The 21,310-nt window shown below is 64.5% G+C and carries 19 protein-coding genes; 12 read left to right on the top strand and 7 right to left on the bottom strand.

Annotation, left to right across the window (positions count from 1 at the left end; genetic code table 11):
* Positions 1 to 50: 50 nt before the first annotated feature.
* Both ACQCSV_RS16545 and ACQCSV_RS16540 read right to left on the bottom strand, forming a co-directional pair.
* Positions 51 to 743 (bottom strand): TrkA family potassium uptake protein, encoded by a 693-nt coding sequence (locus ACQCSV_RS16545; RefSeq protein WP_354155267.1) that lies wholly within the window; start codon positions 741 to 743, stop codon positions 51 to 53.
* Positions 736 to 2,103: a potassium transporter TrkG gene (locus tag ACQCSV_RS16540; RefSeq protein WP_354162844.1), complete on the bottom strand. Its 1,368-nt coding sequence runs from the start codon at positions 2,101 to 2,103 to the stop codon at positions 736 to 738. Before ACQCSV_RS16540 ends, ACQCSV_RS16545 begins: the two co-directional genes overlap by 8 nt.
* A gap of 144 nt (positions 2,104 to 2,247) precedes the next feature.
* Between ACQCSV_RS16540 and ACQCSV_RS16535 the strand changes: the two genes are divergently transcribed.
* Together ACQCSV_RS16535 and ppsA are read left to right on the top strand one after the other, a co-directional pair.
* Positions 2,248 to 3,066 carry a pyruvate, water dikinase regulatory protein gene (locus ACQCSV_RS16535; protein ID WP_426938835.1) on the top strand — a complete coding sequence of 273 codons (819 nt, stop codon included), beginning with the start codon at positions 2,248 to 2,250 and terminating at the stop codon, positions 3,064 to 3,066.
* Positions 3,067 to 3,217: 151 nt separating this feature from the next.
* On the top strand, positions 3,218 to 5,611 hold the full coding sequence (gene ppsA, locus ACQCSV_RS16530; protein ID WP_426938834.1) for a phosphoenolpyruvate synthase: 2,394 nt from the start codon (positions 3,218 to 3,220) through the stop codon (positions 5,609 to 5,611).
* An 88-nt stretch (positions 5,612 to 5,699) separates the two neighbouring features.
* On the opposite strand, the gene ACQCSV_RS16525 is transcribed toward ppsA, so the two are convergent.
* From ACQCSV_RS16525 to ACQCSV_RS16510, 4 genes are all read right to left on the bottom strand, one after another.
* Entirely contained in the window at positions 5,700 to 6,674 is a 975-nt protein-coding gene (locus tag ACQCSV_RS16525) for a hypothetical protein (protein WP_426938833.1), read from the bottom strand.
* Between the two features lie 174 nt (positions 6,675 to 6,848).
* Positions 6,849 to 7,250, bottom strand: coding sequence for a VOC family protein (locus tag ACQCSV_RS16520; protein ID WP_104063759.1), 402 nt, complete (start codon positions 7,248 to 7,250; stop codon positions 6,849 to 6,851).
* A gap of 22 nt (positions 7,251 to 7,272) precedes the next feature.
* Complete coding sequence (locus ACQCSV_RS16515; protein ID WP_426938832.1) at positions 7,273 to 7,698, bottom strand: helix-turn-helix transcriptional regulator; 426 nt, start codon at positions 7,696 to 7,698, stop codon at positions 7,273 to 7,275.
* A 169-nt stretch (positions 7,699 to 7,867) separates the two neighbouring features.
* Complete coding sequence (locus tag ACQCSV_RS16510) at positions 7,868 to 8,488, bottom strand: TetR/AcrR family transcriptional regulator (protein WP_426938831.1); 621 nt, start codon at positions 8,486 to 8,488, stop codon at positions 7,868 to 7,870.
* A 290-nt stretch (positions 8,489 to 8,778) separates the two neighbouring features.
* Between ACQCSV_RS16510 and sigK the strand changes: the two genes are divergently transcribed.
* The 7 genes from sigK (at position 8,779) to ACQCSV_RS16475 (ending at position 15,291) form a co-directional block, all read left to right on the top strand.
* Positions 8,779 to 9,360 (top strand): ECF RNA polymerase sigma factor SigK, encoded by a 582-nt coding sequence (sigK, locus tag ACQCSV_RS16505; protein WP_426938830.1) that lies wholly within the window; start codon positions 8,779 to 8,781, stop codon positions 9,358 to 9,360.
* 162 nt (positions 9,361 to 9,522) lie between these two features.
* Positions 9,523 to 9,915: a cupredoxin domain-containing protein gene (locus tag ACQCSV_RS16500; RefSeq protein ID WP_354224630.1), complete on the top strand. Its 393-nt coding sequence runs from the start codon at positions 9,523 to 9,525 to the stop codon at positions 9,913 to 9,915.
* Positions 9,912 to 10,388 carry a hypothetical protein gene (locus ACQCSV_RS16495; RefSeq protein ID WP_354162813.1) on the top strand — a complete coding sequence of 159 codons (477 nt, stop codon included), beginning with the start codon at positions 9,912 to 9,914 and terminating at the stop codon, positions 10,386 to 10,388. The genes ACQCSV_RS16500 and ACQCSV_RS16495 overlap by 4 nt, the downstream gene beginning before the upstream one ends.
* 183 nt (positions 10,389 to 10,571) lie before the next feature.
* Positions 10,572 to 11,342 carry a CHRD domain-containing protein gene (locus ACQCSV_RS16490; protein WP_426938829.1) on the top strand — a complete coding sequence of 257 codons (771 nt, stop codon included), beginning with the start codon at positions 10,572 to 10,574 and terminating at the stop codon, positions 11,340 to 11,342.
* A gap of 24 nt (positions 11,343 to 11,366) precedes the next feature.
* Positions 11,367 to 12,056 (top strand): sortase domain-containing protein, encoded by a 690-nt coding sequence (locus ACQCSV_RS16485; protein ID WP_426938828.1) that lies wholly within the window; start codon positions 11,367 to 11,369, stop codon positions 12,054 to 12,056.
* A gap of 42 nt (positions 12,057 to 12,098) precedes the next feature.
* Entirely contained in the window at positions 12,099 to 12,551 is a 453-nt protein-coding gene (locus tag ACQCSV_RS16480) for a cupredoxin domain-containing protein (protein ID WP_426938827.1), read from the top strand.
* A 193-nt stretch (positions 12,552 to 12,744) separates the two neighbouring features.
* Positions 12,745 to 15,291 carry an AMP-binding protein gene (locus ACQCSV_RS16475; protein WP_426938826.1) on the top strand — a complete coding sequence of 849 codons (2,547 nt, stop codon included), beginning with the start codon at positions 12,745 to 12,747 and terminating at the stop codon, positions 15,289 to 15,291.
* A gap of 309 nt (positions 15,292 to 15,600) precedes the next feature.
* Here ACQCSV_RS16475 and ACQCSV_RS16470 read toward each other — a convergent pair whose 3' ends face one another.
* Positions 15,601 to 16,032, bottom strand: a complete 432-nt coding sequence (locus ACQCSV_RS16470) for a helix-turn-helix transcriptional regulator (RefSeq protein WP_426938825.1) — start codon at positions 16,030 to 16,032, stop codon at positions 15,601 to 15,603.
* Between the two features lie 560 nt (positions 16,033 to 16,592).
* Between ACQCSV_RS16470 and ACQCSV_RS16465 the strand changes: the two genes are divergently transcribed.
* Genes ACQCSV_RS16465 through ACQCSV_RS16455 form a run of 3 tightly spaced genes read left to right on the top strand, consistent with a single transcriptional unit; the run spans position 16,593 to position 21,233 of the window.
* The gene (locus ACQCSV_RS16465) at positions 16,593 to 18,392 is read left to right on the top strand and encodes a hypothetical protein (RefSeq protein ID WP_426938824.1); all 1,800 of its coding nucleotides are present in this window, start codon (positions 16,593 to 16,595) and stop codon (positions 18,390 to 18,392) included.
* 49 nt (positions 18,393 to 18,441) lie between these two features.
* Positions 18,442 to 20,223, top strand: a complete 1,782-nt coding sequence (locus tag ACQCSV_RS16460; RefSeq protein ID WP_354155284.1) for a zinc ribbon domain-containing protein — start codon at positions 18,442 to 18,444, stop codon at positions 20,221 to 20,223.
* Between the two features lie 23 nt (positions 20,224 to 20,246).
* Positions 20,247 to 21,233 carry a GDSL-type esterase/lipase family protein gene (locus tag ACQCSV_RS16455; RefSeq protein WP_426938823.1) on the top strand — a complete coding sequence of 329 codons (987 nt, stop codon included), beginning with the start codon at positions 20,247 to 20,249 and terminating at the stop codon, positions 21,231 to 21,233.
* The last annotated feature ends 77 nt before the right edge of the window (positions 21,234 to 21,310 follow it).

Here is a 21,310-nt window from a genome sequence, read left to right as displayed (position 1 = left end):
TGGCTGGTCCGATGATGTCGCTGCGGATCTTGAAGTCACACGTGCGGCTTTCAGGTGAGGGTGCTGAATTTTTCGGCTTGGGTTTTGCTGCCCTGGACTATGATCTGGTCGTCGTCGTAGAGGACCGTCTGCGCAGTGGTGTGGCCCCACGTGCCGCCGAGGCGTTTGACGGCGACGACGGTGATCCCGTATTTGTCGCGGAGCCCGAGGATTCCGAGCGGCCGGTCCAGGGCCTGGCTGGGTGGGCTGGTGCGGACCATCACAAAGTCGTCTTCGAACTCGACGTAATCCAGGATGCCACCGCGGACCAGGTGCGCCACCCGTTTGCCCATGTCATGCTCGGGACGGATGACATGCTCGACGCCGAGCTGGCCAAGGATTTCCGCGTGGGGTTCCGAGATGGCTTTGGCCCAGATCTGTGGTCCCTGGAATTTCAGGAGCCGTGAGGTGGTGAGGATGCTGGCTTCGATGTCTGATCCGATGCCCACCACGGCGCGGTCGAATTCGTGGACGGAAAGCTGGCGGAGGACTTCCTCCTTGGTGGCGTCGGCGCGGACCACGTGGGTGAGGCGGCCGTTGAAGGACTGGACGATGTTTTCGTCCGCGTCAATCCCCAGTACCTCCGTGCCTTGGGCTTCCAGTTCCAGGGCGAGTGCGCCGCCGAAGCGGCCCAAGCCGATGACGGCGACGGACCCGGCCTGGGCGAGGCGTTCCGAGCCGCGGGAGAAGATTTTCCTAGCCAATGAGGGGCCTTTCTTTGGGGTATTCGAACAGGACCGGGCGGGTGCGGACTGCCAGTGCCACTCCGAGGGTCACCGGGCCGAGCCGTCCGATGAACATCAGCAGTATCAGCACGATCTGTCCTGCCGGGGGCATCGCCGCGGTGATGCCGGTGGACAATCCGACGGTGGCGAAAGCGGAGATGACTTCAAACAGAATCTTCTCCTGCCCGAAATCGGTGATCAGCATCAGGAACATGGTGGAGCCCATGATCAGGGCAAGGGCGAGCAGGACCACGGCGATGGCCTGGCGGTGGACTGCGCGGGAGAGCCGCTTCGCAAAGATGTTCACGGCGGTGTCGCCGCGAAGTTCTGTTGTGAGGATAAAGAGCAGGACGGCGAAGGTGGTGATTTTCAGGCCACCGGCAGTACCCGCAGGTCCACCTCCGATGAGCATGAGAATGTCCATGCCCAGCCAGGAGACGGGATGCAACTGGCTGATGTCCACGCTGTTGAAACCGGCCGTGCGGGTAATCACAGACTGGAAGAACCCCGCGAGGAGGCGTTCACCGGGGTGAAGGGCGCCCAGGGTGGCCGGGTTGGCCCATTCCACGGCTGTCAGGAACACGGTTCCGCTGACCAACAGGGCTCCGGTCCCGGCCAGCACAAGTTTGGTATTCATGCTCCAGTGGACCGGGGTGCGGTATCGGCGCCGCAGTTCGAAGAGGACGGGGAAGCCGAGACCTCCGATAATCACGGCCAAGGCGATGGGCAGGCATACCCACGGGTCACCGGCGAAGCCCATGAGGCTGTCCGGGTACAACGCGAACCCGGCATTGTTAAAGGATGAGACCGAGTGGAAGACCCCGTGCCAGAGGGCCTTACCCAACGGGTAGTTGTAACCCTCCATGAAGCGGGCCGTGAGGATCCCGGCGAGCAGGAGTTCCGTTGCCGCGGTGACGGTCAGGACGCCCAGCAGGACCCCCCGGACGTCGCCGAAGCCGGTGCTCTTGGTTTCGGCCGCTGAGGTCATACGGGACCGCAGCCCCAGCCGGCGGGCCATCAGTACTCCCAGCAGCGTGCCGAAGGACATCACGCCGAAGCCGCCCACCTGGATGAGGACCAGGATCACCACGTGCCCGAAGCCGGTCCAGAAAACGGGGGTATCCACGGTGACCAGGCCGGTGACACACACCGCGGACGTCGCGGTGAACGATGCTTCCAGAAAGCTGGCACCGCCGGGGCCTTGTTTAGCAGCCGGCAGCATCAACAACCCCGTACCGATGGCGACCGCCGCCGCGAAGCCCAGGACAATTACCTGGGCCGGGTGTTTGGGCGTAAACGCCCGGGCGGCTTCACCGGTGCGGGACGTCGCGGCTCCCAGGGCCGCCCAAAGACGCCCGGTCACGCAGAGATTCTTCGCCATACGGCGGGCAGGACATGCATAGCGTCACGTTATCACCGCCAGGGCGCTCCTCTCGGTCATGCCAATACCGAGCCGGGGCCGTCCTTCGTGGAGAATGCGTTCATGACCAATCACGAGATTCGGCCTGTCTACTTCCTTTCGGACAGCACCGGCATCACCGCGGAAACGCTCGGCAACACCCTGTTGACCCAGTTCCCCGCCAATAACTTTGACCGCATCACGGTCCCGTTCATTACCACCGTCGAACAGGCCAGGACCGTGGTGGGCACCATCGACAAACTGGTCGCCACCGGTCCGCGGCCCATCGTCTTTTCCACGGCCGTCAGCAGCGACATCAGGCAGGCCATTGCAACGTGCCGGGGGATCATCGTGGATCTTATCGGGATGCATGTGGGACAGCTGGAGGAGGCCCTCGGGTCCCAGGCCAGCCATGAACCCGGCAGGGCCCACGGCCTTGGCAACGCGGAACGATATCAGTCCCGGATGGCCGCCGTCGAGTACGCCATGGAACACGACGACGGCCAGAGCCTGCGGGCGCTGGAAAAGGCGCAGGTCATCCTGGTGGCCCCGTCCCGCTGCGGAAAAACGCCCACCACCATGTACCTGGCGCTCCAGCACGGCATCTTCGCCGCGAACTTCCCGCTGGTGGACGAGGACTTTCAGCGGGAAGGGCTGCCCAAGCCACTGCGGCCCTTTGTTGAGAAGTGCTTCGGGCTGTCCTCCAACCCCCTTCGGCTGAGCCAGATCCGCACCGAACGGCGCCGCGGCTCACCCTACGCGTCGCTGCGGCAGTGCGGCTTCGAGCTGCGCAGCGCCGAGCAGTTATACGTTTCCCACCGGATCCCGTACCTGAATTCGGCGACGGTCTCCGTGGAGGAAATGGCCGCCACCATCCTGCAGCGCATGAACCTCAAGCATTAGGGAAAATTTTCACAAGCCCTATGTGGCGCACATCATGTTGGAAGAGCGCTCTGAACCTGTCACTGTAGACAGGATTCGCGCCCACCAACCGGCTACAGCCGCGAGCGGGGCGGCGCCCCCGCATGCCATCATCTGCAAAGGAGCAGCAACCATGACGACAGACATACTGTGGTTCTCAGAACTCGGACTCAAGGACCTGGACCGGGTAGGCGGCAAAAACGCCTCCCTCGGGGAGATGGTGCAGAACCTGACCTCCGCCGGCGTGCAGGTCCCGGACGGCTTCGCCACAACAGCGGACGCCTACCGCAGCTTCCTGGCTGACTCGGGCCTGGACCGGAAGATCGTGGACCGGCTGGTTGGCCTGGACACCGATGACGTGACGGCCCTCGCCGCGGCCGGCCAGGAAATCCGGACGCTGATGCGCGAGACGCCCTTCCTGCCGGACTTCGAGGCGCAGATCCGGAACTCCTACCAGCAGCTGGTGGACAAGCACGGGGGCTCAGAGGACCTGTCCTGGGCCGTCCGTTCCAGCGCGACCGCGGAAGACCTCCCGGATGCCTCCTTCGCCGGTCAGCAGGAAACCTTCCTGAACGTCCGCGGCATCGAGAACATCCTGATCGCCATCAAGGACGTGTTCGCCTCCCTCTACAACGACCGGGCCATCGCCTACCGCGTGCACCACAAGTTCGAACACGCCGAGGTGGCACTCTCCGCCGGCATCCAGCGGATGGTGCGCTCCGACGTCGGGGCCTCCGGCGTGATGTTCACCATGGATACCGAGTCCGGTTTCCAGGACGCCGTGTTTGTCACGTCCTCCTACGGACTGGGCGAGGCCGTGGTCCAGGGCGCCGTGAACCCGGATGAGTTCTACGTCTACAAGCCTGCGCTGCAGGCCGGCCGCCCTGCCATCCTCAAGCGCGGCCTGGGCGAGAAGGCCCTCCAGATGACGTACACGGAGAGCCGCGAGATCGGCCGCACCATCGACTTCGTGCCGGTGGAGGCTTCGCTCCGGAACCGCTTCAGCCTCAGCGACGAGGACGTCGAGCAGCTCGCGCGGCACGCCGTCGCCATTGAGAACCACTATGGCCGCCCCATGGACATCGAGTGGGGCAAGGACGGGATCGACGGCGGCCTGTACATCCTGCAGGCACGCCCGGAGACCGTGCAGTCCCGCCGCGCCGCGGGCAGCCTGAGCCGTTTCCGCCTCAACGGAACCGGCCGGGTGCTGGTGGAGGGCCGCGCGATCGGCCAGCGGATCGGTGCCGGCAGCGTCCGGATCCTGACCGCGATCGACCAGATGGCCGCCTTCAAGACCGGCGATGTCCTGGTCGCGGACATGACCGACCCGGACTGGGAACCGATCATGAAGCGGGCCTCCGCCATCGTCACCAACCGCGGCGGACGCACGTGCCACGCGGCCATCATCGCCCGCGAACTGGGGATTCCCGCCGTCGTGGGCACCGGAAGTGCTACGGATGCCCTCACCGACGGCCTCGAAGTGACCGTCTCCTGCGCCGACGGCGAGACCGGCACCATCTACGAAGGGCTCCTGGACTTCAGTGTCGAGGAAACCGCCATCACCGAGCTGCCGGAGGCCCCGGTCAAGGTCATGATGAACGTGGGTACGCCGGAGCAGGCGTTCACGTTCGCGCAGCTGCCCAACCACGGCGTGGGCCTGGCCCGGCTGGAATTCATCATCAACCGCCAGATTGGCATCCACCCCAAGGCGCTCCTGAACCTGGACAGCCAGCCGGCTGACGTGGCCGCGGAAATCCGGGAACGGATCGCCGCCTATGACAGCCCTCGCGAGTACTACATCAAGCGGCTGGCCGAAGGCGTGTCCACCATCGCGGCGGCCTTCGCCCCGCACCCGGTGATTGTGCGCATGTCCGACTTCAAGTCCAACGAGTACGCCAACCTCACCGGCGGACCGGCCTACGAGCCGCACGAAGAGAACCCGATGCTCGGCTTCCGCGGCGCCTCACGCTACCTGGAGCCCTCCTTCCGGGACTGCTTCGACCTCGAGTGCGAGGCCCTGTCCTTCGTCCGCAACGAGATGGGCCTGACCAACGTCAAGCTGATGATCCCGTTTGTGCGGACCCTGGACGAGGCCCGCGGCGTCATCGAGCTGCTGGCGGAGAACGGCCTGGTCCGCGGCGAGAACGGCCTCGAGGTGATCATGATGTGCGAGATCCCCTCCAACGCGCTGCTGGCGGACGACTTCCTGGATTACTTCGACGGCTTCTCGATCGGCTCCAACGACATGACCCAGCTGGCCCTGGGCCTGGACCGGGATTCCGCGATCGTGTCGGGCGGCTTCGATGAACGCGATCCTGCCGTCAAGAAGCTCCTGAGCATGGCCATCAAGGCCTGCAAGGAGCGCGGCAAATATGTGGGCATCTGCGGCCAGGGTCCCAGCGACCACGCGGACTTCGCCGAGTGGCTGGTCGGGGAAGGCATCGATTCGGTCTCCCTGAACCCGGACACCGTGGTGGATACCTGGCTCCGGCTCGCCGGCACAGCAGTCACCGCAGACGCGAGCTGAACGTAAGCCGGACCTGGTAAGCCGGACCTGGCGCTGCGCATATTCCCTGTCGACACCCAAATATCGGTGGCGCCAGGGAATGTGCGCGTCAGGGTCGGGTTTGCGCGTCGAAAACGGCAGAACGCGTACGACGGCGGGGCACGCCGGCCGCTGCCAGCATGCGTTCCAGCTTCCCGGGCTCCGTCAGATCGGCCCAATCCCACCTGACCACGTTGAACCCAGCGGCCCGGATTCGGTTCTCGCGCTTCTTCTCCTCCACCACAGCCTGCGACGCGGTCCGGCCCTTAAGGAACTCGGGTTTGACGTACTTCTCCACACCATCGAATTCGCCAACGACCCTGGCCTGTTTCCAACAGAAGTCCGTGTAGCCCACCAAACCGGCCTCATCGGAAATAGCCTGCTGCAGGACCGGGGCTTCGAAACCGGCCACATGGATCAGTGCGCGGCTGAAAGACTCGCCAGCCGATCCCGAGGCGTGATCCGCGAACTCGATGGCCGCCCGAATTCTTCGCCCCGCCGCAGCGGAATACCACGTTCCGATGCCCGCCTCCAGTTCAGCCTTGGTCACGGCAGGCAGCCGCAGGATCCGGTCTGGTCGAAGCACATGGTCCAGGGGAGCGACAGCTTCGGTGAACGGCGTGAACGCCGCCAGATCCAGGACCGTGCGGATGCGGTCGGTGACCAGCAGGCCCTCCCGGCGGGCCACGATCAGACCCGCCGGCGCAGCAAAGTGACGGCGGACTCCGGCACGTGACCGGCCGCCGTCGTTCTTCACAGCGAGGGCCTGGACCGGGTGGTGCAGGCCAATGGTGGGAATTTCCCACACGCTGGCGGCAGAGTGCCTGGCGAAGACCGTGGGTTTCTCGAACGTTTCCGCAGCTGCCTGGACGCGGAGCCGATATTGTTCCCACGGCTTCAGCCCTTTCCAGGTGGGCCCGTCGGTGTAGACGCCGTGGCGGACGCGGACCAGGTTGCCGGCCTTCACCCGCCTGGCAAGCTCATTCGGGGTCAGCCCATGAAGGACGCGGTCGCGGGACAGGACAAGCTGCGGAAGGTCTCTCATATACCGACGTTGCCAGCTGCGCATCCGCTGGGGGAGAGGCCGGGGCGGCTATGTGGAGAAGTGCTGGCGACGCGCTTGTTCGTTTTCGACCCGCAGCTACCCTGGCGCACCCGGAAAATGGACTGCGTATTGGAATATGGGCGTCGGTAGCGAAGTTGCGCGTCGCACAGAACGTCAGCCCTGGTTGATGCGGATCATGTTGCCGGACGGGTCGCGGAAGGCGCAGTCGCGTGGCCCCCAGGGCTGGACGATGGGTTCCTGGAGGACCTCGGCGCCGGAGGCCCGGGCGGCCTCGAAGGCGGCGTCGAGATCGTCCGTGCTGAACACGAGCATGGGCATAACGCCCTTGGTGACCAGCTCCTGGATGGCGTCCCCGTCGGCCTGGGAGCGGCCGGCGTGCGGCGGGGACAGGACAATCTCAAGATCGGGTTGGGCAGCGCTGCCCAGGGTGACCCAGCGCTGGCCGTCCGAGCCGACGTCGTTCCGGACTTCCAAGCCAAGGGCGTCGCGGTAGAACGCGAGGGACTCATCGAGATCGTTGACGGTGACGTGTGCGTACTTCAATGAAATGTTCATGGGTCACACGCTATGTCAGTGGCTATGAAGAAGCTTCTTCAATCCTGCTCGGCTTGCGCGCGGGCCGGGTGTGCTGCCGGGCGATGCATGAGGGCATCGCATTCACAGCGTGGTGTTCGCGGGCCCGGTAGGCGCTGGGCGTCATGCCGACGATCTCGGTGAACCGCGAGCTGAACGAACCCAGGGAGGTGGAGCCCACTTCCATGCACGCGTCGGTCACGCTGGCACCGGCGCGCAGCAGCGCCATGGCGCGTTCGATCCGCCGCGTCATGAGGTAGTTGTACGGCGTCTCGCCGTAGGCGGCCTTGAACCGGCGGGAGAAGTGCGCCGCTGACATGAGCGCGCCGGCGGCCATGGTGGGCACGTCGAGTGGCTGGGCGTACTCGCGGTCAATCAGGTCGCGCGCCCGGCGCAAGTGGGCCAGGTTAGCCAGCTCCTGCGGGTTCATGGGGCAATTCTAGTAGGGCCATGCGGCAGCTTCACGGATCCCGTCTTCGGTACGTGGCAGGCCCAAGGTGCCGGGTCTGGCCGCAGGGACTATGCGCCGGCGGGCGGCCCGGGCCGCCCCGGGATTACCGGACTCCCGACCACCACTGAATAGCACATCCCAGCCGCGATCAACGGCTGGTGCGGGAGTTGTGGAAGGCGACGTCAATGAGGATTTCCGCTGCTGCGCGGGCTTGGCGGGCCGGTTCTGCGCTGGCGGAGATCGCCGCTGTTGTGATTGCCCCTTCCGCCAGTATGGCCAGCTGCGGAGCAAGCGCAGCGGGTGCTCCCGCCCCTGCGGCCAGCTGGGCCAGATAGTCCTGAAAGTGCTTCTTCTGTTCCCTGACGATGTCGGTGATGCGTCCGGATGCCCCTCCCACCTCACCAAAGGAATTGATAAAGGCGCACCCGCGGAATCCCTCTGATGTGAACCAGCTGGCCAGAAAGTCGTAAACCGCCAGAAGTTGTTCTCGGGGCTCCTGTGCTGCCTCGACCTGGGCGGTGACTCCGGTGGTCCAGATGTCCCTCCAGATGTGGAGGACGTCCTCCACGATGGCCTCCTTGGCCGGGAACAGACGGTACAGGCGCTTGAGCGAGACACCGGATTCGGCCCGCAGCTCATCCATCCCCACCGACGTGAACCCGCGGGCATAAAAGAGTCGGCTCGCGGCCGCGAGCACGAGCTCTCTGGCGGCGTCATCATCCGGCTTACCGGGGGCAAGGGCCTTCCCGACTGACTCGTGTGGAGACACAGAGAGTGTTTCTTCCTGTTCGCTTGCATGGACAACGATCGTTCTCTATTGTAAAGGTCAAGCTAGAGAACATGCGTTCTCTAGCTTGCTGAATAACCCGTTTGGCGCCTCTTCGCAGGCTCTGGCCGGTGAAGGCCACGATGCGCACGGTGCGAGGTGGGATCTGTCTCGACTAGGCCGAGGGCCCGGTTGCAGGCCCTGGTGACGGCTGGCCCGATTGCAATACCTGCTGGACCAGGGCTGCCCGCTGGGGGTGGTCGCACCTGACGGCTGAAGGCACGATGAACAGTTTGAAAGAGCCACAACTTCCCTTGTCCTCCGAGACGGCCAGGGATGCCCTGGCGCATCTCCTTGGCCGGACAGCGCAGGGTGATCATCAGGCGTTCAGCGATTTTTATGGTCAAACGTCGGCACGGGTTTTCGGCCTGGTCCGCCGCGTTCTCATCGATCACGAGCTAAGTGAGGACGTAACCCAGGAAGTTTTCCTCATGGTCTGGCAAACGTCGTCGAAATACAGCCCGATCGCGGGAAGCCCCATGGCATGGCTCATGACGATCGCGCACCGCAGAGCGGTTGACAGGGTCCGTTCGCAACAGAGCAGCCAAATCCGGGACAGGCGTTGGGCCGGCTATACCGAGAACACGGCTAATGACGAAGTATCCGAGACGGTCATCAACAGGATGGACGCCCAAACCCTTCACCAGAGCCTGGGTTGCCTGTCCCCGCTCCAGCGCGAGGCCATCGTCCTGGCCTATCTTGGTTGCCTGACCTACCGCGAGGTCGCCGAACGGCTCGCCACACCGCTGCCCACCATTAAGTCCCGCATCAGGGACGGCCTCTCGCGGCTCCGAGCGGAACTCGAACCGGCGTAGTCCGCCACTTCAGGCCTTGCTGCCGGCGCCCGGACCGCAGAGATGCCGTACCGGGCAGTCCGTGGCGCCGTCGGCGGCGAATAGTCTGCGCGGGGTAGTTTCCTGACGTTCGCCACCGGGCGTGCGCGGAGGAACAACAACACGCCCGTCGAGGAGATTCTCATGAGAACCATCAATCGTGTTCTGGCCGTAGTTGCGGCCGTGTCGCTCGCCGGCATCACCGGATGCGGGGTGCAGGGCGGGAACCCGGCACCCCCGGCCGGCAGCAGTACCTCCGCCCCGTCCCCTGATGCGCCGGCACAGTCCGGTGACGCCGTCATCACCATCAGGGACTTCGCCTACGAAGTTCCGGCATCCGTAAAACCGGGAGCGACGGTCACGGTAACGAACGCGGACAGCGCCCCGCATACCCTCACGGCCAAAGACAAGCGCAGTTTCGACATCGAGGTCCCGGCGGGCGCGACGGTGATCTTTCAGGCACCGGCTGTTCCCGGTGAGTACGGGATCATTTGTACTTTTCATCCGCAAATGACCGGGACGCTGGTTGTGAAATGAACCGGCCGGAACTAAGCCCCGCCGCACGGAAGAACACCGTTTGGGTGCTGCGTGGCTGTGTCGCGGCGGCCCTGGTTATCAGTGCCGTGGTCCATGTCCAGCTCGCCCCGGGGTATCAGCAGGCCGCGCCCGGCGGTCTGGGGCAAGGCACACTGTTCCTGGTCCAGGCGGGAGCCGCAGTGGTGGCCGCGGCGTTTGTGCTGCTCAAGGGTTCGCCGGCCGCCTTCGCGGCCGCCGCAGTGGTCGGGTTCTCATCCCTGGCCGCGGTCATCCTCTACCGGTACGTCCAGGTGCCTGCTCTCGGGCCGCTGCCTGCCATGTATGAACCCGTCTGGTACGCGGCAAAGGTCCTCACTGCGGTGGCCGAGGCCGTTGCGGGCGGGTTGGCTGTGGCCGGCTACGCCCTTCACCGGACGTGGTGGCCGGGATCGCCGCCAACTGCCCGGGGCCGCCGCAAGGCTGCAGCTGCCTGATCCACGACGGGTCCCCCGCCCTGATCACGGCCAGTCGTCCCCGGCCGAGCCGTGCGGAATCAACCATTGGTGTGTCCGGGTTCACATCCGTTCCCATCCTTTTCCGCTGCGGCTCCGAAGTACCCGTGCCCCCTTCTTCGGGGGGCACCAACATCACATGCGCGTGTATGAGGAGATCTTTCAATGAATAAGACACTTCGCTTTATGGCCGTCCCCACCCTGGCTTTGGCCGCACTGGCCCTTTCCAGTTCCCCCGCGATGGCAGCGGATCAGTCTTACCAGTCGACGCTGGGCCAGATTAACGGCAGCACGGGCTCGGGCACCGTCACTGTTGACGTTACGGGCAATCAGGCTCACGTTGTCCTGAATGTTTCGGGCCTGGCCGCGACTTTTATGGACGCGCCGTACCCGCACGTCCAGCACATCCACGGCGGAGCCAAGGGCACCTGTCCGGCACCGTCGGCCGATAAGGACGGCGACAAGGTCATTTCCACCACCGAAGGTGCCCCGTTCTACGGCGGAATCCTCACCACGCTCTCCACCAGCGGGGACACCAGCCCGGCAGCGGGCTTGGACCTTAAGGTCGCCGGGCAGGGTGCCTCCTACACCATTGACCGCACGTTCGAGGTGAACGCCGAAACCAAGGCCGCCCTGAAAGCCGGTACCGCCGTTGTTGTGGTCCACGGCCTTGACCCCGCCACCCTCAGCGCAGCCGGCCAGGCCGCCAAGTCAGACCTCGCGCCGACCCTGCCGCTGGCCGCGACGTCCCCCGCGCTGTGCGGTACCTTGACGGCCGGGCAGATGAAGATGCCTGCCGGCGGTGCTGACACCGGTGTCAGCCAGCAGGCAGGGAACGACGCCGGAGCCCTCGCCCTCGGCGGTGGCCTGGTCCTGGTCGCTCTCGCCGGTGGAGCGTACGCTGTGCGCCGCCGCAACGCCAACGCAGCAGCCTAAGCCCAGGCTGAGCGGATCACTACTGTGAGAACCAAGAACCACGGCCGCCGCGGGGGCTTCCTGGCCCCCGCGTCGGCCGGGGTTCTGCTCCTGCTGGCCCTGACCGGCTGCGCCGCCGGAACAGCGGGAACTCCCGAGGCCGGCGCGGTGCCTTCGGCCTCTGCCTCGTCTTCGGTGGCGGCCAGCCCGCCCTCGGCCACACCCGCCGTGCCGTCACCGGCTGCACCGGCGGCGGCTGCCCAACAGCTTCCGGTGTTGGGTGCTTCAGCTCCGGTCACCCTGAGCATTGCCTCGATCGGGGTCCGGACCGACCTGCTCCACTTGGGCCTGCGGGAGAACGGCTCCCTGGAAGTCCCGCAGGACACCGGCAGCGGCGCACCAGCGGGCTGGTACAACGGCTCACCAACCCCCGGCGAACGCGGGCCCGCCGTGATGCTGGGCCACGTCAACGCGCTCGGCGGCAACCAGGGTGTTTTCGCGGACCTCCGCAAACTCACACCCGGTACCGAGATCAACGTCTCCCGAACCGACGGCAGTACGGCCGTGTTCACCGTTGACCGCGGAGCCCTCTACAGCAAAAACGAGTTCCCCACCCTCGAGGTCTACGGCAACACCCCGGGAGCCGAACTCCGCCTGATCACCTGCGACGGCTACGACCCCGCCACCGGGCTCTTCGACGACAACTACGTCATCTACGCCAAACTCAAAGCCTGAAACGGACCTCGATTGATCCAGCCGCCGACGAAAGGTTTGACCATGAAGGCAAACAGCAGCACGCGTAAGTTTCTCGGACTGGCAGCGGCAGCAGCTACGCTGCTGGCTCTGGCCGGTTGTGGAACCCCTGGCATGTCCGGGTCCGGCACCACTGCGGCACCGACTGTGACGGAACGATCAGCCTCAGCGGTGCCCACCACCCAAGCCCCCGCCCCCTCCAACTCGAGCCCCGGATCTTCGCCGGCCGCAGCCGCGGCAAAAATCCTGATCAAGGGCTTCAAATACCAGGGATCCGAAACCGTAAGCCCCGGAGCGACGATCAGCGTCGTCAACGAAGACGTAGAAGCGCACACCATCACCGCGGACACCGGCGCGGCGTTCGATACCACCATCCAAGCCGGCGCCGGCAGCTTCACCGCCCCGGCCGAGCCCGGAACCTACCCGTACCACTGCATCTTCCACGGCAACATGAAGGGCACCCTCACCGTGAAATGACACGTCAGCACAACCCGAGGGAACCTGGACATCGCCGCCCTTCGCGGCATTACCCGTCCGGTATTCGCCCATTACGCCAGCAACCGTGGAAATAGGGCACACTTTGGTTTCTTAATTCACCCAAGCCCGGTGTACTGTTTTCGAGTTAGGTTCCCCTAATCTCCCCGAAGACACCTTATGGACCACGCGCGCTATGAGCATCCACCTTGACCTCCAACGCCTGCACTTTGCCGCCAACCTTGCGGACAACGGTGCCAGGACTGCCGTTGCCACCAGCAGTGGTGTCCTGACGTACCGGGAACTGGCTGACCGTGTTGGGGAGCTTGGCCGGCGCCTCGGCACCGAACGCCGGCTGGTGGCCCTGACGGCCGGTAACGACGTCGAATCGCTGGTGGGGTATCTGGCGGCCATGGCTGCCGGTCATCCGCTGATCCTCCTGCCCGCGGACAAGCCTGCCGCCCTGGAGTCCCTTGTCGCGGCCTACGATCCGGACGTTATCCTTCGTTCGGCAAACGGCCAGATGGTCCTGGAGGAGCGAAGGCCTGGCACCGGACATACTCTGCACCCGGACCTGGCGCTTCTGCTGAGCACCTCAGGGTCCACCGGCTCACCCAAGCTCGTGCGGCTGTCCTATCAAAACCTGCAGGCCAACGCGGAATCCATCGCGGAATACCTCGGCATCACCGGAGATGACCGGGCAATGACCACGCTGCCCATGTCCTACTGTTACGGACTGTCAGTGATCAACAGCCACCTGTTGCGTGGCGCCAGCCTGGTCCTGACGGATCTGTCCGTGGTGGACCCCTGCTTCTGGGATCTGTTCCGCAGCGAGGGCGCCACGTCGTTCGCGGCCGTTCCCTATACTTTTGATTTGCTCGAACGGGTGGGCTTCGCGGCAATGAATCTGCCCACGCTCAGGTATGTCACGCAGGCCGGCGGCAGGCTCGGCCCTGACCTGGTCCGGCGCTACGCTGACCTGGGTGCACGGAGCGGCTGGGACCTCGTTGTGATGTACGGCCAGACGGAGGCCACCGCGCGCATGGCATACCTCCCGCCGCGGCTGGCAGGTGCGTCGCCCGGCGCCATCGGAATACCGGTCCCGGGCGGGACCTTCCGGATCGACCCGGTCCCTGGACTGGAGGATGGGGAGCTGGTCTATTCCGGGCCCAACGTGATGCTGGGATACGCCGGGACGCCGGAGGACCTGGGCCTCGGGCGGACTGTGGATGAACTCCGCACCGGAGACCTGGCCCGCCTGAATGCGGACGGATTGTACGAGGTGGTGGGGAGGCGCAGCCGGTTCGTCAAGATCGTGGGTCTCCGCGTCGACCTTGGACAGGTGGAACGGATCCTTGCCGACCTTGGCATTCAGGCGGCGAGTGCCGGCACGGACCTGGGGCTCGTGGTCGCCGTCGAAGGTGAACACGACCCGGCACTGGTGGGCAAGCTCCTCGCCCAGGGCATCGGCCTGCCGCGCACTGCCCTGGAAGTCTACGCGGTGCAGGAACTCCCGCGGCTGGCATCGGGCAAACCGGACTACCCTGCAGTCCTGGCCCTCTCCCAACAGGGTGGCCCCGCAGTTCAGGACCCGGCGTCCAGCGCTGAAGCCGGGGCTGACCCGCAGGACAGCGTGGTGCGGATTTTTGCGGACACGCTGGAGCTGACTGACATTTCCGACGGCGACACGTTCGTTTCGCTCGGCGGGGACTCGCTTTCGTATGTGGCAGCGTCGGTGCGGCTTGAGCAGGCATTGGGACACTTGCCAACGGCCTGGCACATCACCCCGGTGGGAGTGCTTGGGGCCCGGCTTGAGCAGCCACGGACGCGGAAGCGGAGCCGCGTGTTTGCCCGGCTTGAAACCAGCATCGTGTTGCGGGCGGCCGCGATTTTCCTGGTTGTCAGTACCCATGTCGGATTCCTGCACTGGCAGGGTGCCGCACACGTGCTCATGGCCGTGGCGGGGTTCAACTTTGCCCGGTTCCAGCTTGCCGGGGAGCGTGTGCCCCGGCTGCGAAAACAGGCAGCCAGCCTGGCCAGGATCATCATCCCCAGCATGGCCTTCATCGGCTTCGCCTACCTGATCACGGACACGTACAGCCTCGCGAATATCGTCCTGCTTAACGCGATTATCGGACCCGAGGAGGTGACCACGCAGTGGCATTTCTGGTTCATCGAGGTGCTCGTCTACCTGCTGGTCAGCATGACGGCACTACTCGCCCTGCCCTGGGTAAGCCGGGCCGAAAAGCGCTTTCCTTTCCTCTTTCCGCTTGCACTGTTCGCCGCCGGACTGCTCACCCGGTATGAGCTTTTTGAGCCGGGAATTCCGCACACCACGCCGGCGCTTTGGCTCTTTGCTTTGGGGTGGGCGGTTGCCCGGGCCCGTCACGTCCTTCAGCGATGCGGCCTGAGCCTCGTGGCGGCTGTGACCATCCCGGGCTTTTTCGACAATCCCTACCGCGAACTGACGGTCATTGCCGGGATCCTCCTGCTTCTGTGGCTGCCCAGTCTTCCCGTCCCGGCCGGGCTGCGGCGCCTCACGGTTCTGCTGGCCAGCGCGTCCCTGCACATCTACCTTGTGCATTGGTTGGTCTACCCCCTGGTGGTTGAGTTCAGTCCCGCCCTCGCCGTGGTGGCCTCGCTGGCCGCAGGCTCCGCGTACTGGGCACTCTGCAACTATGCGCCAACGGTCATCGGCCGCGCCAAAACCCGGTGGTTGAGCCCGTCGAAACCCGGTGCTTGAGCCTTCCCCGCCCGGTGATTGAGCTTGTCGAAATCAAACCGCTCCCGCCCAGTTGCCCTCCAAGAAACCACCGCAACCCCGGGACACACCGTGCTTTTGCGTGTCCAGGGCGGAGGAAGTGGGGAGGGACGTCCGACGGCGGCAGTCGCCCGCCTAGCCTTCAGGCCGGCAGTCGACGATGAAGTCTATGAGCGGCGTTGCGTCGTAGCCATAGCAAATGTATGGACGGTTTATTCACTTTTAATAGGGCGCTGATACGACGACGACGCCATCGAGGCCATCACACGCCCCGCTCTCGACAGTGGATTGTCAGCGGCTAGGAAGAGGCTTCTTCAATCCTGCTCGGTTTGCGTGCGGGCCGGGTGTGCTGCGGGCGATGCATGGGGGTATCGCTTTCACGGCGTGGTGTTCGCGGGCCCGGTAGGCGCTGGGCGTCATGCCGACGATCTCGGTGAACCGCGAGCTGAACGAACCCAGGGACGTAGAGCCCACTTCCATGCACGCGTCGGTCACGCTGGCGCCGGCGCGCAGCAGCGCCATGGCGCGTTCGATCGGCCGCGTCATGAGGTAGTTGTACGGCGTCTCACCGTAGGCGGCCTTGAACTGGCGGGAGAAGTGCGCCGCTGATATGAGGGCCCTGGCGGCCATGGTGGGCACGTCCAGCGGCCGGGCGTAGTCACGGTCGATCAGGTCACGGGCCCGGCGCAAGTGGGCCAGGTTGGCCAGCTCCGGCCGTGTCATGAGGTGGTGATCGAGCTTGTAGAACCCCAGTGAACGCACGACGTCGTTAACCGGACTTTTGTGGAAAAGCTTGGCTATTTTTCGGCTTGTTTTAGGACCGCCTATGCGTTGTATTGCCGGAATACGGAGGTAGGGCTGGGAGCAGCTGAAATAGGACTGAAAAGCTCAGCGTTCCCCATGCTTTTGCATTGACTTGAAATGTTTCCAGTAAGTATGTTCATACCGACTTGCAGTGGCGGCATCGTCCCTCTAATCTAAGCTTTGACTTATAAATCTCCATCGAATGTTCTATGGAGACACATAAAAACATTTGGGGGAATGCCGTGGAACAGACCATTTTTAGTGAGTCCACAAAGGATGGAACACCGAGCGGAGCCGCGTCATTCTGCCCGGCGTGCGGGACGGCTCTCGCGCCGCGAGCACAATTTTGTGCGTCATGCGGTTCCCGTGTCCTGCTGACTGACCAAGTCAACCCGGGAGCTGCGCCTCCGCCCGCCCCCCAGCCCAGGACGCCGCGCAAGTCCTTCAAGCTGTCGCGGCGCCTGACAATTCTGTTGTCTGTGCTGGGCGTGCTCGCCATCGCGGGTGTAGTGGGCGCCATTGTGCTGACCAACATCCTGCGCGGTGGTGCGGACAGCCCCGAGCAGGCGGTCACGAAGTCCCTCGAGGCTGTGACCAACAAGGACTTGGTGGGACTCTTCACCATGGTGTCACCGCACGAGCGCGACGCGGTGATGCGGGTCCAGGATGCAGTTGTGAAGAAGGTCAAGGATGAGGGCATCGCCGACGCTGCCAAGTCCGTTTCCACGAAGGACAGCGCGGACGCAGGTTCAGAGCTCGTATTCGACGGCGTGGATGTGACGTTCTCGGGGATCAACCCCTCCGTCAGCCAGGTGTCCGAGGACGTTGCAGTGGTTCACATCAGCAGCGGCGAGATCAAACTGCACGTCGATCCGGCCCAGACCAAGGGCGCCATCCGTTCCTTCGTGGACAACTTTGAAAATGCTTCGGTCACAGACCAGACCTTGGACATCAGTGACCTGGGGCCGTCCAACTCCGGCCTGTCGTTACTGGCGACCAAGAAGGACGGGCGCTGGTACATCAACGTGGCCGGTTCAGTGCTGGAGGCTGTCAACAGCTACCAGGCAACACCGCGCGGATTTATCCCGGCGTCCAGCCAGACAGGCGGCGATAGCCCGCAGAGCGCAGCCAAATCGGCTGTCCAGGCGTCCCAGTCACAGACTGCTTCGCAGGTTGCGCCGTTCCTGGTCAAGGACGAAGCCAACATCCTGTACCTCTACGGGCATCTGTGGAACAAGGTCAACACGAGCTCCAGTTCCAAGTTTTCCTTTGGCAACGTGGACTTCACCGAAGGTCCCCGTGAAGGCAACCGGGCACAGGCCTACGTCAGCCAAATCAACGTCTCCACAGGCAGCAGTGACAAGTTCACTCTGACGGACAAGTGCTTCAAGAACAGTTCCTCCAGCCAGGATGGCAACTGCCTCAACGGTTCGGCCTACCAGACCAGTGGATATGGCTACGGCGAGATCAACTGGGTCAGTGCCCTCCTCTCGCACGATGGCAAGTTTGCCCTGACCACGGTAAATGAGGACGGCAAATGGCGGGTCAGCGTCCTGGACTCTGCGGCTGATCACCTGGTCAGCGCCGTGAAGAGCCTTACGCATGAGCAGTCACTGGCTGTGAGCAGCCTGGCGCGTTCGCAGGCTGCCTCAGGTTCGATCAGCCTGGGCGAGTCCAAGGACCTCGACTTCAACAATGCCGGGTACGCGGTGTCCACTCTCAAGCTGGAAGAGGCCACCAAGTTACAGCTTGAGAACAAGTCCACCCTTGGCGCGGTGAGGCTCTATTCCGCCGACGGCAAGGAGGAAAAGGGAGGCGTCGCCACGGGCGACTACAACTCCGTCACCTTCGAACCAGGTGAGTACAAGGTCATGGCCTGGGCGGGGAGCGAATTCCGGGATGCTGCCCGCACGGGCAAGAGCGCAGGGCTTAAGGGCAAGATCCACATCCTGGAATACGTGGAGCCGGCAACCATCAGTGGAAGCAAAACCGTTTCCAGCACGTACATCTCGTCGTCGTCAAAGAGCTTTAGCGTCACCGTGCCCACGGACCGGGCCGGCGCGCTCTTGCTGAAACCGACTTCCGGCACAAGCTCCGGCATCAAGATCGTAGCCACCATCAACGGAAAGAGCTATGACGTTGATCCCACTGTCGGGAAGAGCACAGGCATCCCCGTGGGCGTGGGAAGCCACACTCTCATGCTGGATGTGGAGTCCACATCCTCCAAGAGTTACTTTTCGGGCTACGCATACCTCGACCTGTCTTATGAGAACCAGTAGCCGGCGAAACAGCCGCTCCCGCACTTCCATCAACCACTGAAAGGCAGTCATGTCTTACTGCACCAATTGCGGAGGCCAGCTTGCGCCGGGCGCACGGTTCTGCACCTCCTGCGGAACGCCGCAACAGGCCCCAGCTCAGCAGGCCCAAGCCCAACAGCCCCAGCCCAAAGCCCAGCAGGCCACGCACGAAAACCCGCACCAGGGCCTCGCTCCAGCACCCCGCGTGACGTCGGGTGCGTTCGCATCCGTGCCTGTGTCCGATTACGTCCGGGACGGACTGTCGGTCTTCCTCCTCCTGATCTCCATGTTCATGGTCTGGACTTACGGCACCACCGCCGCCGGGAGCGTCGCGGCCACAAGGATCGACGTCATCCTCATCACGCTGGTGAGTATGTTCAGCATTGCAATTCCTTACCTTTGGCGTTCCGGGGTCTTCGGGCACGCCTGGGATTACCGGAAGACACAGCTGGCCCGGTTTGCTGCCAACGCCCCGTACTTTGTACTCGTGCTGGTCTACCTGGTCCTGGAACTGATCAACAAGAGCGGTCTGGGTCCGGCCATGGCATTTGGCCTCGCCGGGGCGATTTTGGCGGCCCAACCCCGCCGCGCGGAGCTGGGATCGGCAGCGGCGGACGCAACCACGGATAAGCGGTGGGGCATCGCGCTCCTCGGTTTCGCCGTCGTCGTCGGTGTGCTCTCTGTGGTTCAGTTCATTGAACGGATGACCCTGATGCCGTCCGTCGAGTGGGCTAGCACGCTTGCCACTGTCCTGCTCGCAGCAGCCAATGTGGCCCTCCTGGTCTGGACCGCCAACGGGGCAAGCCGCGGGCACAATCTGCGCCGCCTCATCGGAATCGGTGTGGGCGTGGCCGGTACCGGAATGGCGCTGTTGGCACTCATCCCCGCCGTAACCGTGACCTCACTCAACTTCCAGGCATTCTCGCCAGAGCTCAGTATCTTCTTCTGGATGGCCTTCGGAGCGCTGGCGGCGTCTCCCTCAGTGGCCAGGATTTGCACCCACGCCGAGGCGGGGGACGCCAACGGCGCCCTGGCGAGGACCCGGGTGCTTACAACGCTCGCGATCATCGTCCTGGCCCTGCTGGTGGTGGTGTCCGCGCTCGTGCTGATTTCCTACGCAACCTACGCAGGCTACGGCGTGGCCGCCAATGCGGTCCCCTGGGTCGTGGTTATCTTCCTGGCAGTGGTCGGCGCGGCAGGCGGCTTCGTCGCAAAGTCTGCCCTGAAGCAGCACACCAGGCAGTCCTACCTTGTCACGGCCGGTTACGCTGCGGTGCTGTTCATTCTTGGCCTCGTCATCGTCATCATGGCTGCCACGGCCCACATGGCGTGGAACGGTACACCGGGCCTGCTGATCGCTTTTGCGCTCCCGGTAGCCCTGGTTCTGTCGATGTTCGGTTCAACGTCCCAGCGGGAAGCTTTCCGGACTGCCGGTAACGCCGTCCAGGGCGGTTTCACCTTTGAGAATCCCGCGCCCGTGTGGAGCCAGCCGGAAAGCACGACGCCGGATGTAGCCTTCCAGCCGAGCGACGCCTTCCAGCCGGCCCCCGTGGTCCATGGCGCCTCCGGCAGCGAGCCGGAGATGCAGGGTGGGGGCACGGCAGTTCAGGTAGACGAGGCGCTGGCCCGGATCCTGGCGGAGTCGGCCGATCCCGAAGCGCCGCCTGCCCGCCTCTATGAGATCGCCGCGCAGTTTCCGCAGGCCCGCGCCCTGATTGCCGGAAACCCTGCGGCCTATCCGGCTCTCCTCACCTGGCTTGCCGAGCAGCAGGACCCCGAAATCGACGCAGCCCTGGCGCAGCGCCGGGAGTGAAAAAACGGCCAGCCTCGGTGGCCGTGGCAATTCTTGCCGCGGCCACCGTTGCTGCGCTCACCGGCGTGGGACAGGCGGTCGCTCCCGCCACGCCCACCGCGGCAGGACCGACTTCGGTCGCCACAGCCACTGCTTCCTCGCCCCAGCCCGTTCAGCCGCCGCAGGACCCCGCCGCCTTAGCCGGGGTGACCATCATGCTACTGGGGGATTCCCTGGCGGCGGGTGAGGGTGCCGGCAGCTACTTCAGCGGCACGGACGGGCCGCAGCAGCGCTGCCACCGAAGCGCGGCTGGCTGGTTTTCCGGGACGGCTGCAGACCTCACCAACGCAGGGTGTTCCCGGGCCATCATCCGGAACCTTGACGCTGTTCAGCAGGACGAAGAGTTCAACGCCCGCGCCGAACCAGCCCAGTTGGAGGCGATTTCCGGCGAGGCCCCTGACATCACGTTGGTGATGCTGGGTGGCAACGACATGCGCTTCGCCGAGATATTCAATCAATGCGTCCTCTCAGAAGCCGACTGCACCTTCGACCCGGCGTTCACAGCGGGAGCGCTCCGGTCTGCAGGAGCGTTGACCGACGCACTGGCGGGCGCATACCGCCGCGTGGCGGACCGGGTCGACGGCAAAACAGTCCTGGCCCCTGCGTACCCACAGCTCTTTGGGGAGACCTCTGGGGAGTGCGGCCGGATCAGCCCGGCGGAGGCCGGTTTCGCCAGGGAGCTGACGGCCGCCCTGAACAGCTCTATCCGCAGGGGTGCGGAAGAAGCCGCGGCCTCGTACCCAGGCATCCATTTTGTCCCCGCCACCGAGGACGCTTTGGCGGGCCATGGCGCCTGTGGTCAGGAGCCTTACGTCCACACCGTTCTGCCCACTGCGCTCATTGACGCAGCCCAGAAGCAAAGCGCTGCGCAGGAACTTCTGCATCCCAACCGGGCCGGCTACGGCCGGCTGACCGAAGCCCTCATGGGGTGGCTGGCCAACAACCCTTCAATCGCCACCAAAGCCACGTAAGGGGCTCTTCAAGGTTCCCGGGGAAATAGGTTCGTGTTGTAGTCAGCAAAGGACTCGTGGTCCTGCTGGGATGAGTG

It is taken from the genome of Pseudarthrobacter sp. S3, from assembly GCF_050156905.1.
Taxonomy (GTDB): domain Bacteria; phylum Actinomycetota; class Actinomycetes; order Actinomycetales; family Micrococcaceae; genus Arthrobacter.
The sequence above is the reverse complement of the archived record's forward strand: the minus strand, read 5'-3'. Positions and strand labels throughout refer to the sequence as shown.